Raw genomic sequence first — 13,204 nt, forward strand, 5'->3', positions numbered from 1 at the left:
TGATAACACAAGAAGGTACCGGATCAAACAATCTGACGCATTATGCTGCAGAATATTTTATCCGATACCTTCTTTTATTTTGACTGATAATGATGAAATTTAAAGCGAATAATTTGCTGAATAACAAGGGTGGCGGAAAACTCCTCATTCGATCCAATGGGGTGCTGATGAACCTCGATGGAAAACGGTATTTCACCGGAGTAGGAATTGATATTACCGAAAGCAAGCGGCTGGAATCCGCCCTGGAACAAGAAAGCAAACTGCTTGAGACAACGCTGATTTCTGTTGGCGATGGGGTTATCTCCTGTGATCGGAATGGCCAGATTCTATTTATTAACCGGGTGGCAGAAGAATTAACCGGCTGGACAAAAAATGAGGCCTTGGGTAAACCATTTGAAGACGTATTTAACATTGTAAATGACACCAACCATGAGAAAGCTGGAAACATTGTTGCAGATGTTATCACTACAAAAAGTATTCGGGAGTTGGATAATCAAACCCTGCTGATTGCCAGCGATGGCAGTGAACGCCCCATCGAAGACAGCGCTGCTCCGATTATTGATGAAGGCGGCGAGGTGCTTGGTGTTGTGGTGGTATTCCGGGATTATACCGAGAAAAAACAGAAGCTGGAACAGATTCAATTTTTAAGCTATCACGATCAGCTCACCGGACTCTATAACCGGCGTTTTTACGAAGAAGAACTTCGTCGTATGGATACCCTGCGAAATCTTCCGCTGTCTTTAATCATGGGAGATGTTAATGGATTAAAACTGGTAAATGACAGTTTTGGACACGTCATGGGGGACGAATTATTAAAAAAAGCGGCTGCTGTCATTTCCAAGTCGTGTCGGGCTGATGATGTTGTAGCAAGATTAGGTGGCGATGAGTTTGTTGTCTTATTACCGAAAACCGATCAAGTGGTTGCCGAAGAAATAATCGCACGTATTGAAAAATTGGCTAGTAAGGAGAAAGTCGGCACCATGGAGTTATCCATTTCATTTGGGTTTGAAACAAAATATGACAAGGATGAAGATATCCAACAGGTATTTAAAAAAGCCGAAGACTATATGTATCGTCGAAAACTTACTGAAAGCCTGGGGATGCGGAATAAAACGGTCGGAATGGTCATTGAAACCTTGTTTGATAAATACCAGAAGGAGATGTTACACTCCGAACGGGTCAGCAAACTGTCGGCTGAATTAGGAAGTAAGATTGGGCTGAACATAAAGGACTCCCATGATCTAAAGACGGCTGGATTAATGCATGATATTGGAAAGATTGGCATCGCCGATGGAATTCTTGACAAATCAGAAAAACTTAATGATGAAGATTGGGCAGAAATCAGGCGTCATCCTGAAATTGGCTACCGTATTTTAAGTTCTGCCAATGAGTTTGCTGAAATTGCCGATCACATCCTTGAGAGCCACGAACGCTGGGATGGTTGTGGGTACCCTAAAGGACTAAAAGGCGAAGAAATTTCACTGGAAGCCCGAATCATTGCGATTGCTGATGCCTATGATGCAATGACCAAGATGCGGTTTCATATGGAATCGTTCACAGTTGAAGAAGCAATTGAAGAGATTAACCGTTGTTCCGGAACCCAGTTTGATCCTGAAATTGCCAGAGTGTTTATTGACATAATTAAAAATGAGGATTAAGTATTGGTGACAACTGAACTGAAACGCTTTGTTAAGCGTTCCAGTTTAATCGTGTTTTTTGAGGTTGCGCAAATTATGAAACATGACGCCAAAGGTTTCATGTTTTACCTGGGTGGGGTCAAATTTTACCAGTTTAAAGGTGATTTGTACACAAAACCCAATGGCAAAGGCCGAAATAACCGTTCCCAAACCAACCATTCCACCCAGTAGCCAGCCAATAAAAACAACACTGACTTCCAAAATACCGCGGCAAAGGCCCACAGGCAGTCCTGTCTTGCGGGTTACCGCCACCATCAGGCTATCCCGGGGACCAGCGCCGAAGGCTGATGAAATATAAAAGTATGTTCCCAGTGAAATAATAAAAAGACCAATAATGAGTACCAGAGACCCGATCCAGAAGTTGTCAAAAAGTGGGATGAAATCTAAATAAAGGATCAGATCCATGAAGAGTCCGATCATGAACATATTAAAAATAGTGCCAAGTCCAATTTTTTCCCCCAGCATGAATACAATGGCAACAATGAGGGCGCCCACGGCGGTATTCACCAACCCGATACTGACCCCAAGGGTTTGACTGATCCCACTGTGCAGAACTTCCCAGGGAGCATAACCGACATTTGCCCGCATGGTCACAATAATTCCCAATCCATATAGAAAGAGCCCAAAATTTAGTTTGATAAATCTTACAATGTAGCCAGTCATGATGCCCTCCTGATAGAATAATGTTCCTAGTATAACACAAAACAATTCGTGGTCAAACAATAAAATCTGCTAATCTGAAAGATTTCAAGCAGTTGACTGCTTGTTTACTTTAAAAATAATGTGGTATACTAACAACAAATAGAATAGCTGGAGCATAATGCTTGGGAGGTAAGAAATGAAAGTAATTGGTATAAATGGCAGTCCTCACGGTGAAGGAAATACATTTACGGCGCTTAGTATTGCGGGTGATATTTTTGCTCAAGAAAGCATCGATTTTGAAATTTTCAACGTTGGGATGAAGGCGGTTCAAGGCTGTACGGGATGCAATGCCTGTGGAAAAAATAAAAACGAGCAGTGTATCTTTACCAAAGATGTTGTCAACGAAGGAATTCAAAAAATGAAGGCCGCTGATGGGATTGTTTTTGCCAGCCCTGTCCACTTTTCCGGCATCAGCGGAAATATGAAGTCATTTTTGGATCGAGCTTTTTATGTTGCTGGCGCCAATGGTGGATTGTTTCGTCACAAGGTGGCTGGCGCCCTGGTTGCCGTCAGACGTTCTGGTGGGGTGGCAAGCATTGATCAATTAAATCACTATATCACCTACTCCGAAATGGTTATGGCTACTGGTAACTACTGGAATGTTATTCATGGTCGGACTGCGGGAGAAGCCTCCCAGGATACTGAAGGTGCTCAGACCATTGAGGTCACAGCTGCCAATATGGTTTGGTTGATGCGCCTGATCGAAAATGGCAAGGGGGTTGTGGCCGAGCCGAACCCTTATAAAAAAGTGTATATGCATTTTGTCAGATAAGTCAGATTCACTAAAAAACACGTTTAGACAATCGTTTAAACGTGTTTTTTCATGGGCTATTTAAAGGTCAAGTTAACTGGTCCGACCCCGCCATCGATATCAATGTGATGCGGTGCAGATTTTGATCCAGTACCAGTTTCTGAAAGATTTTGACCATTAATGGTAATGGGGCCAATACCCTGGTCAGCGGTAATAAAATAGTCGTTCACACTGGCGTTGATATCTAAACTGGTCTGGCCAACGCCACAGTCGATTTCCAGATCGCCAGTAACCAGTCCTTGAATATCTATGAGTCCGACACCACCTTTGATCGCAAAGTCATTGAGTTGAACATCGGTAAAATGAACAGCACCGGCACCGCCGTTAAGTTTACCGGAATCGGCTTGAAGCTGGTCTGCGACAATTTCTCCAGCGCCTTGTTTGAGGATCAGTTCATCGGTGATAATTTCTAATAATTCGCCACGTCCAGCCCCGATTTCAAGTTCCATTTTTTTCAAATGCGTGTCACGAGGGATTGTCACCACAAGATTGGGAGCTTTATCTTTGCCGATCAGATTCGGCAAGATATTGGTATTTTCCTGATCTTCAATGACAAGTTTGCTATTGTCCAGAGTGGCAGTTAAGCTTGCCGGAATGTTTGTACCTTCAACTTGAAAAGTGTCGCCGCTTTGCAGGGTAATACTACCGGCGTCAAATTTGATCAGAACGGACTCCAGTTTACCACTGAAATCCTGCTTGAAGCTATGACTATTTTGTTCAGTGATGGGGGGGCGATTATCGATAAATCCAAAACCCCGCAAAAGAGCCACGCCGCCATTGACAATACTGGAGATGATTCCTAATGCCAGAACCAGACCAAAGGCAATGGCCAGGTATTTAATCCAAGTGTGATTGGTATTCATTTGACTTCTGTCCCCCCGAAGATATTGGTGGAGTTGATATAGATAGTCGGAGGATTATCGCCTAATGGTTGATTGGCTTTGTTCGAAGCGCCGCCAAAAATCGGTGTTGTCGACATTTCTACCCGGACATTATTGGGAACCAACAGATCAACGCCGCCAAAGACGGCAGTGGCAGAAATATAAATGTCCTGGTTGATAATCGCTTGTCTTAGGTCAAGGGAGACACTCCCGAAAACCGCAGTTAAATTAGCACCATTAAATTCTTCGCCAGGAAAGTTAATCTCCTGACCGCCGAAAACAGCAGAATATTCGGGGAGACCATCCTTAGTCATGCCTTGAATCAGCTTGGCATTTTTGCTGAGGCGATCTTTAAACATAATGCTCAGACCAACGGCAATGATAATAATTGGAAAAATCAGATCGACCAGTAGCGACCCATCAAAATAACCCCGGGCTGATATAAAAAGTAATACCCCAATACCCAGTCCAATGGTATTCCAAAGCTGAATCCCATTTTGAACCATGCTAATGGCACAGGGAACAATTATAAACAGGGTCCACCAGCCAGTAAAAAATAATTCAAAATTCCAAAGGCCAAACACATTTCCGGCAAAACCAAGGCCAATAACGACCAACAGAAGTCCCCATAACAAGTTTCCGACTCGATTTCTCATTTTTTTCTCCTTACTTCACAGTTTTCTATATTATAACATGACTCTGAACGAAATAAAATTCATCGGCACCGATTATAATTTAAAAATAAACTAAAACGATGTTATTTATAATTGACTAAATGAAAAGGGGTAGGTAAAATGGTAGAAAGACAAATGCGATAACATCAGAATCTTAAATAAGCTGGTTCATTTGGTGAGATTCACTGATTGTGTGCATTACTAAAAAAGCAAGATCGATTGCTAAGTGGAGGGAGACAACATGGGTTTAGAGAGTGTTTTATATAAATGTGACAAGGGTGTGGATCTCAAACAATTGCGGCTAAAGCCTTGGGCAGTGGCTTCAGAAGTGATGGGGCGGTTTAAAAAAACTAATCAGATTCATCGCTGGTTTTTAGAGAACATTCAAAATGGCGTCGATGACGGCCGATTCTATGTGGTGGAGGAATATCAGTTTAAAAAGCTCTACAAATTGTGTACCACGGTGGAAAGCAATCATGATCGTGCTGAAGAATTATTACCGACGTTAAAGGGATTTGACATTGGGAGCGCCAAGTATGATGCTGTGTATTTTGAGAATCTGAGTAAAGTACTCATTATTCTGGGACACATTAACAATACGTTTGACTTTGAAAAAAACGAGTTGGTATACAGCAGTTCCCATTAAAAAACGAAAGAAAGATGTTATCTGATTATAAAAAACCAGCTGAATTTGTTTCAGCTCTTTTTTTTAAAAGAAGTTTAGGCCGTTTTTTGCTTTTGACTTAAATTTAAATTAAGTTAATGTTTGGCTGAAAACTGACGATAATAGAGTAGTGGAATCACTTAGAATGTTTGTGAAAGTCAAATAATAATTGTGATTTCGTAAATTATCCGATATAATATTATTCGTGACCAAATGAGAATCTAAATCATGAAAGATAATCCTTGTCGTGTTTCTTACATGATGTGTCCTTTCCGGTTTGATCACAGACTGGAACTGTGATGGGCAGTTAGATTAATTTTAAATGAGTATAAAATTTAAGGAGAAAGCGTATGAAAAATCAAAAGAGTTTATTGTCAAAGATCCTGATGACAGTTGTCGTACCGGTAGCATTAGTATTTGGTGCTGTCGCAGGTATTGCTATGGTCATTACAAGTCAGAGCTTTGAGCAGTTCTCAGAGATTCAAAACAGCTTATTGCTGGTTTATGTAATCGGTTTAGCAGTGGTTATCGGCATCGTTGTTTTAGGGATGAAGGATTCGTCAAACAGAATAACCAATCTGGCTGAAGCCGCACAAAAAATAGCGGATGGAGATATTGATGTCAAATTGCGGTCGGGTGACGCTCAGGATCAGTTGAGTGCCATTTCAGAAGCCTTGTCCTTGGTTGTAGAGAATAATAAAATTTATGCAAAAATGGCTCAGAAAATGGCGACTGGAGATTTAACAGAGGATATTTCTTTAGTATCGGGTAATGACCTGTTGGGAAATGATTTGTTAGCGGCACAAAAGTCGATGACGAAACTGCTTGACTATCTTGTCTCAATGCCGGAATTAGTTGAAAAAAACGAGTATTTTGATCGTCGTATCGAAGATAATCTGGCTGGTGATTATAAAAAAGCCATCACTCACGTGAATCAGGCCATGGCAACAGTTTCCACCAATATGGAATATTATTTAACCATTCTGGATGCCTTACCTTATCGGATTACAACAATTGACCAGAATATGAATATGGTTTTTGTTAATAAAATTCTCGAAGATCTTATGAAACTGACCGGGACAGCCAGTTCTCGGGAAGAGATTCGTGGGGTTCCGTGCAACTCCTGTAATCTGGAAATGTGCCACACCGAAGACTGTGGGGTTAAAGCGTTAAACGCTGGTGGTGAGCGACTCAATGAGCTGGGTTATTCTGAGCATCGTTTTGAATTCCGTGATCGACATTATCGTATGGATACCATGAATCTGATCAATCGAAAAGGCGAGAAGATTGGTTATGTGGATGTCTCCCATGATATCACTCCGGTTATGAGTGTGAATAATTATCGTAGCGATGCGGTCATGCGACTGGCTGAAAATCTCCATCGTTTATCTGAAGGTAATCTGGATTTGGATTTACAGGTCGATGAACCAGGACAGTACACCAGCGAAGTTTATGAGCAGTTTAAGGCAATTGGGGATAGCCTGGCAGAGGTGAAAGGCACCATTGGCAATCTGATTGATGATGCCAGCAAACTGACCCATGCTGCAATTGAAGGACAGCTGGGTACCCGGGCGGATGAGACAAAGTTTGATGGCTCATGGCAGGAATTGATCAGCGGGATGAATGGTATCCTTGCTGAAATATCAAAGCCGCTTCAAGAGGTTTCGGTAGTGATGGATCAGATTTCAAGCGGCAACCTGAAAGCAACGGTAAAAGGCTCTTACCAAGGAAGTTTTGAGGAGCTTAAGGAGTCAGTCAATTCAATGGGGGCGGGATTCAAGGAAATTGTTGGGGAAATATCGACGGTTACCGAGGCGATTGGCAAAGGCAATCTTAACCTGGACAATGTCAGTGATTTCGGCGGTGATTTTAGTATAATTTCGGATGCCCTCAATACCATTATTGGAACCTTGAACTCGTTGTTGGGTGACATTAATCATGCCGCAGAGCAGGTTAATGCCGGGGCCAACCAGGTATCCGACAGCAGTCAGGCGCTGGCCCAGGGATCCACCGAGCAGGCCAGCTCGATTCAGGAACTGACGGCTTCGATTACGGAGATTGCCGATCAAACCAAGAATAACGCCGTCAATGCCAATAAAGCCAGAGAACTGGCCACCGATGTGATGGGAAATGCCGACAAAGGTAACCATCAAATGACGGAAATGCAGCAGTCGATGGTGGAGATCAACAAGTCGTCTGAAGATATCTCCAAGATTATCAAGGTCATTGATGATATTGCCTTCCAGACCAATATTCTGGCCCTGAATGCGGCAGTGGAAGCGGCTCGGGCCGGACAGCACGGAAAAGGTTTTGCGGTGGTGGCCGAAGAAGTTCGGACGCTGGCTGCCCGCAGTGCCGATGCCGCCAAAGAAACAACCGGCTTAATTGAAGGCTCCATCAGCAAGGTGGCTGAAGGTACCAAAATTGCTGATGAAACCGCCAGCGCTCTGGATGAAATCGTGGCTGGAATTGCCCAGGTCAATGATTTGATCGGTAACATCGCCGAAGCATCCAACGAACAGGCCACTGGCATTGCTCAGATTAACATGGGCGTTGAACAGGTTGCCCAGGTTGTCCAGCAGAACTCGGCCACAGCAGAAGAAAGTGCAGCAGCCAGCGAAGAGCTTTCCGGCCAGTCGATTCTGTTAAAACAGATGATTGACCAGTTTCAGTTGCGATAAATGACCAAATAATAACTATTTAATTGGAAATGACGTTAGGAAATGCTGCTAACGTCATTTTTAATTGTGTTTAATACAAAGCTGATAGAACATTTTAAAGAAACAAAAATTGAAGTTGAGTTTACGAGAAATTTCATATATAATGAAACCAATTTTTAAATGATGCTGGCTGAATACCTGGGCTGTGAAGAGTAACAGCAACGATTGCAAGATTGTTTTATGGGTATAATCTTTCCAGGAAACGTGGTGAAGACGAATTACTTATTTGAAAATTGTTAATCATAGGAGGATAGGATGGGACAAAAAAAGAGTTTGCTGTCAAAAATTATTCAGACGGTAGTTCTACCGGCGATCCTGATTTTTGGTATAACGGCGGGCATAGCGATGACCGTTGCCAGTCAGAGTTTGCCCCAGTTTGCTGAAGTTCAAAATAACCTGGTGGTAATTTTCGCAATTGGTATCGCCGTCATGGTTGGCGTGAGTGTTCTTAGCGTAAAGGGACTTTCAAACCGGTTAACCCGATTGACTGAAGCAGCCAATCGGCTGGCTAGTGGCGATATGGCAGCAGCGATCAAAGTTGAAAACACCCAGGATCAGTTGGGAGAAGTGGCTGATGCACTTTTTGAGATTGCTGACAAAATGAAGTTGCATTCAGAAATGACAGAAAAATTGGCTTTGGGGGAATTGTCGGAACCGGTTGTTCTGCCAGCGGAGGGAGACATTATCGGGAATAACCTGGTAGTAATCCAGTCGACCATCAAAACGCTAAATGATTACTTGATGCAGCTTCCCGAACTGGTAGAAAATGAGGCCGACCTGGAAGATTATCAGACGCCGGAAATGGTGGGTGATTATAATAAAGGGATCAAACATCTCAATCGGGCCATACTAACCCTGGCTGACAAACGTGATTTCTTTCAGGCGATTCTGGATGCCATGCCATACCGGATTACCGTTGTCGATACGGACTTGAAATGGACCTTTATCAATAAGACGCTCCAGGATTTGAGAATTGCAACCGGGAGAGATGGCAGTCGGGAATCACTTTATGGTGATGACTGTTGTAAATCGAATCTGGATATGTGTAAAAACGAGGATTGCGGTGTAAAAGCATACCGCAAAACGGGCAGAATTGAGTTTCCCTTTGAATATCGCGGCGGGCATTATCGAATGGATACAACACCAATTATCGACAAAAAGGGTCAGACCATTGGTTATGTAGAAACGTCATTTAACACGACGGGAACCATGAGTGCGAATAAATATGCTGAAGTCGAAATCAACCGCCTGGCTGAAAATTTACAACGCTTATCAGCAGGGAATCTTGATTTTGATATGAATATTCAGGAACCCGATGAGTATACCAGTGAGATTTATGAGCAGTTCAGTGCGATTGAAACTAATCTGCGTGAGGTTAAAAAATCCATTGATAACCTGATTGGTGATGCCATCATTCTAACCACCGCGGCCATGCAGGGCGATCTTGACGTTCGGGCTGATGAAACCAAGTTCAGTGGTTCATGGAACGAACTGATTGGCGGAATGAATGGCATACTTGCGGTAATGGCCAGACCGATGGAAGAGGTCGCAACGGTAATGGATGCGATTGCCAAAGGCAATCTGGATGTGACTGTTGATGGCTATTACCAGGGGAGTTTTGATGTACTAAAACAAGCGGTCAACGAAATGGGCAGTAATTTTAAAACGATCGTCACCGAAATAGCCACGGTTACTGGAGAAATCAGCAATGGTAATCTGAACCTGGATCATGTCAGTGCCTTTGGCGGCGATTTCAATGCGATTTCGGATGCCCTCAATACCATTATTGGAACCTTGAACTCGTTGTTGGGTGACATTAATCATGCCGCAGAGCAGGTTAATGCCGGGGCCAACCAGGTATCCGACAGCAGTCAGGCGCTGGCCCAGGGATCCACCGAGCAGGCCAGCTCGATTCAGGAACTGACGGCCTCGATTACGGAGATTGCCGATCAAACCAAGAATAACGCCGTCAATGCCAATAAAGCCAGAGAACTGGCCACCGATGTGATGGGAAATGCCGACAAAGGTAACCATCAAATGACGGAAATGCAGCAGTCGATGGTGGAGATCAACAAGTCGTCTGAAGATATCTCCAAGATTATCAAGGTCATTGATGATATTGCCTTCCAGACCAATATTCTGGCCCTGAATGCGGCAGTGGAAGCGGCTCGGGCCGGACAGCACGGAAAAGGTTTTGCGGTGGTGGCCGAAGAAGTTCGGACGCTGGCTGCCCGCAGTGCCGATGCCGCCAAAGAAACAACTGGCTTAATTGAAGGCTCCATCAGCAAGGTGGCTGAAGGTACCAAAATTGCTGATGAAACCGCCAGCGCTCTGGATGAAATCGTGGCTGGAATTGCCCAGGTCAATGATTTGATCGGTAACATCGCCGAAGCATCCAACGAACAGGCCACTGGCATTGCTCAGATTAACATGGGCGTTGAACAGGTTGCCCAGGTTGTCCAGCAGAACTCGGCCACGGCAGAAGAAAGTGCAGCAGCCAGCGAAGAGCTTTCCGGCCAGTCGATTCTGTTAAAACAGATGATTGACCAGTTTCAATTGCGATAGATCAACAAACAGATAAATAATTAGAATAAACCCTTAAGCAGTAACAAAATGCACCGTCGACTAAATGCGTCTATGGTGCATTTTTATTTGCAAAACTTGCGTAATTTCAAACAAGTTGGATATCAATATAATAAAGGTTTAACGAAAAAGAGACTGTTGATTTTCTTTGCTTTCAAAATTGGAAAGGTGGCAGGATATGAAAATACATGATCAGTATCGGGTTCCCATCGATAAACTAAAAAAAGTCTGCAACTCAGAAGAATTGAAATTCTGCAATTCGACCCTGGACGTATCGCCCCTGGATGCGATTGCCGGACAAGAACGGGCAGTCAAGTCCATGGAATTTGGTATTGCCATGGAGGATGATGGATATCATATTTTTGTCGTTGGTCCATCAGGGACGGGCAAGAGCGAGTACACCAATGATGTCGTTAATCGGGCGGCAGCCTTGCGTCCGGTTCCTGACGACTGGTGTTATATTTACAATTTCAGCAATAAGGACAAACCATTGGCGGTTTCACTGCCAGCAGGGAAGGGCCGGATCTTTCAGAAGGATATGGACAAGCTGATTCTAGAACTTAAAAATGTAATTCGGAAAAATTTTGAAAGCACCGATTATGAACTCAAAAAAGATCGGATCTTTAACACCTATCAGCTTAAAATGGAAGAATTGGTGATGATCATCAATCAGAAAGCACTTGAGGATGGTTTTGGTGTCAAAACGGTGGGGATGAAATTTGTGTTTATTCCACTCTATGATGGCCGACCCTATCAACCGGAAGAGTATAGTAACCTGAGCGACGAACAGCGCAATATCATCAACGAAAAGCGTTATCTATTGGTCAAAAAGTTGGAACGAATATTGGCAGATGGTCAACAGGCCGAAAAAAAAATGACTGCTCAAATTATCGAGCTGACCAGAGAAACAGCATATCGTGGGGCGCAACCACTAATTGTTTCATTAAAAGAAAAATACCAGGCGTCCTCACAAATTGTTGAGTATCTCGATAATGTTTTGCATGATGTGGCAGATCGCTATGGCATCTTTACTAATCAGGAAACACATCCTGCCACTCATCAGCCGGATGAAACAAATCAACAGGAGAGTGATGGTGACAGTCCAGTTACTTTTAATGGGTTTACCGGTCAGGGTGAAACTGATCCATATAATCGCTATCGCGTCAATTTATTTATCAATAATGAAAATCTGCAGGGGGCACCCGTTATTACGGAGTCAAATCCATATTATTACAATATCTTTGGAAAAATTGAGTATAAAAGTCAGCTTTTTCTGGTTAATACCGATTTTACCATGGTGAAACCTGGAGCCATCCATCTGGCCAACGGAGGGTATCTGGTTTTGCAGGCAAAAGATTTACTGACTGATCCCTTTGTCTGGAATGTTTTAAAAAAAATGCTCAGGAACAGGGCTGCAGTAATTGAAAATATTGGGGAGCAATATCGAACCGTTCCGACGGTTACGTTGAAACCGGAAGCAATTCCACTCAACATTAAGGTCATTCTCATTGGTAGTCCGCTTTTCTATCTGGTTCTTTCCAGTGATGAGGATTTCCGGGAGCTTTTTAAGGTGAAAGTTGATTTCGATTCAGAAATGCCCCGTAATCAGGAGAATATTCGTAAGTATGTTTCCTTTGTCAGTGGAATTTGCGAGGAAAAAGATGTTCATTGTTTTGATCAGACCGGTTTGGCCGGTATCATTGAATATGGATCACGACTGGCGGGAAACCAGAAAAAATTGTCAACCCGATTTGGCGATGTCAGGGAGGTTATCTATGAATCCATTGCCCGAGCAAAATCAGACGGTAGTGAGACCGTGCGCATGGTTCATGTGAAAAAGGCCGTCAATGATCGTAACTATCGGTTTAACCGGTTGGAGGAAAAAATTCAGGAAGAGATTGCGGATCGACGGATTATCATTGACACGACGGGAATAACAGTGGGGCAGATTAATGGGTTGTTTATCATTCAGACCGGTGGTTATACATTTGGGCTACCTTCCCGGATTACTGCAATTACTCATGTGGGGCACGGCGGGGTCGTGAACATCGAGCGGGAAACCGAAATGAGCGGTAATATTCATTCCAAGGGTGTATTGACGCTGGCCGGATATCTGGGCGGAAAGTTTGCTCAGGATAAACCACTGGGATTGACAGCCCAGATTACCTTTGAACAATTATACGATGGCGTCGAGGGGGACAGTGCCTCCAGTGCCGAGCTCTATGCGATCATTTCAAGTTTAGCAGGAGTTGGTATCCGGCAGTGTCTGGCTGTTACCGGTTCGGTGGATCAGCGCGGTGAAATCCAGCCCATTGGGGGTGTCAATGAAAAAATCGAAGGTTTCTTTGATGTTTGTCAGACGGCTGGACTAACCGGAGACCAGGGTGTTATCATTCCTGCCAGCAATACCATTAATCTGATGTTAAAAGATGAGGTGATCGAGGCAGTTGCGCAGGGACGCTTCAACATTTA

Annotated in this window: 9 protein-coding genes; 6 read left to right on the forward strand and 3 right to left on the reverse strand. The window is 43.5% G+C overall.

Annotated features, from left to right (window positions below; translation table 11 throughout):
* Positions 1 to 89 precede the first annotated feature (89 nt).
* Positions 90 to 1,658, forward strand: coding sequence for an HD domain-containing phosphohydrolase (locus tag BI182_RS10510; protein ID WP_286807791.1), 1,569 nt, complete (start codon positions 90 to 92; stop codon positions 1,656 to 1,658).
* Between the two features lie 45 nt (positions 1,659 to 1,703).
* Here the strand turns inward: BI182_RS10510 and BI182_RS10515 are convergent, their stop codons facing one another.
* On the reverse strand, positions 1,704 to 2,360 hold the full coding sequence (locus BI182_RS10515; RefSeq protein ID WP_148636482.1) for a YczE/YyaS/YitT family protein: 657 nt from the start codon (positions 2,358 to 2,360) through the stop codon (positions 1,704 to 1,706).
* A 175-nt stretch (positions 2,361 to 2,535) separates the two neighbouring features.
* Between BI182_RS10515 and BI182_RS10520 the strand changes: the two genes are divergently transcribed.
* Positions 2,536 to 3,171, forward strand: coding sequence for a flavodoxin family protein (locus tag BI182_RS10520; RefSeq protein ID WP_070369461.1), 636 nt, complete (start codon positions 2,536 to 2,538; stop codon positions 3,169 to 3,171).
* A gap of 56 nt (positions 3,172 to 3,227) precedes the next feature.
* Here the strand turns inward: BI182_RS10520 and BI182_RS10525 are convergent, their stop codons facing one another.
* Both BI182_RS10525 and BI182_RS10530 read right to left on the reverse strand, forming a co-directional pair.
* Positions 3,228 to 4,073 (reverse strand): DUF4097 family beta strand repeat-containing protein, encoded by an 846-nt coding sequence (locus tag BI182_RS10525; RefSeq protein WP_148636483.1) that lies wholly within the window; start codon positions 4,071 to 4,073, stop codon positions 3,228 to 3,230.
* The gene (locus BI182_RS10530; protein WP_070369464.1) at positions 4,070 to 4,747 is read right to left on the reverse strand and encodes a LiaF transmembrane domain-containing protein; all 678 of its coding nucleotides are present in this window, start codon (positions 4,745 to 4,747) and stop codon (positions 4,070 to 4,072) included. The genes BI182_RS10525 and BI182_RS10530 overlap by 4 nt, the downstream gene beginning before the upstream one ends.
* Before the next feature lie 259 nt (positions 4,748 to 5,006).
* Between BI182_RS10530 and BI182_RS10535 the strand changes: the two genes are divergently transcribed.
* From BI182_RS10535 to BI182_RS10550, 4 genes are all read left to right on the forward strand, one after another.
* Positions 5,007 to 5,411, forward strand: coding sequence for a hypothetical protein (locus tag BI182_RS10535; protein WP_070369465.1), 405 nt, complete (start codon positions 5,007 to 5,009; stop codon positions 5,409 to 5,411).
* 368 nt (positions 5,412 to 5,779) lie between these two features.
* Positions 5,780 to 8,110, forward strand: coding sequence for a methyl-accepting chemotaxis protein (locus tag BI182_RS10540; RefSeq protein WP_286807792.1), 2,331 nt, complete (start codon positions 5,780 to 5,782; stop codon positions 8,108 to 8,110).
* A 294-nt stretch (positions 8,111 to 8,404) separates the two neighbouring features.
* A complete protein-coding gene (locus tag BI182_RS10545) occupies positions 8,405 to 10,714 on the forward strand; it encodes a methyl-accepting chemotaxis protein (protein WP_263992416.1) in 2,310 nt (769 codons plus the stop codon).
* Between the two features lie 196 nt (positions 10,715 to 10,910).
* Positions 10,911 to 13,204, forward strand: a 2,294-nt coding sequence (locus BI182_RS10550) for a Lon protease family protein (protein ID WP_286807793.1), incomplete at its 3' end; no start/stop codon positions are given.

It is taken from the genome of Acetobacterium sp. MES1, from assembly GCF_002237635.1.
Taxonomy (GTDB): Bacteria; Bacillota; Clostridia; order Eubacteriales; family Eubacteriaceae; genus Acetobacterium; species Acetobacterium wieringae.

Bases quoted from the DNA above. Each gene is read 5' to 3' on its own strand.
- BI182_RS10510 (WP_286807791.1), top strand. From the start codon at position 90: ATGATGAAATTTAAAGCGAATAATTTGCTGAATAACAAGGGTGGCGGA.
- BI182_RS10515 (WP_148636482.1), bottom strand. From the start codon at position 2,360: ATGACTGGCTACATTGTAAGATTTATCAAACTAAATTTTGGGCTCTTT.
- BI182_RS10520 (WP_070369461.1), top strand. From the start codon at position 2,536: ATGAAAGTAATTGGTATAAATGGCAGTCCTCACGGTGAAGGAAATACA.
- BI182_RS10525 (WP_148636483.1), bottom strand. From the start codon at position 4,073: ATGAATACCAATCACACTTGGATTAAATACCTGGCCATTGCCTTTGGT.
- BI182_RS10530 (WP_070369464.1), bottom strand. From the start codon at position 4,747: ATGAGAAATCGAGTCGGAAACTTGTTATGGGGACTTCTGTTGGTCGTT.
- BI182_RS10535 (WP_070369465.1), top strand. From the start codon at position 5,007: ATGGGTTTAGAGAGTGTTTTATATAAATGTGACAAGGGTGTGGATCTC.
- BI182_RS10540 (WP_286807792.1), top strand. From the start codon at position 5,780: ATGAAAAATCAAAAGAGTTTATTGTCAAAGATCCTGATGACAGTTGTC.
- BI182_RS10545 (WP_263992416.1), top strand. From the start codon at position 8,405: ATGGGACAAAAAAAGAGTTTGCTGTCAAAAATTATTCAGACGGTAGTT.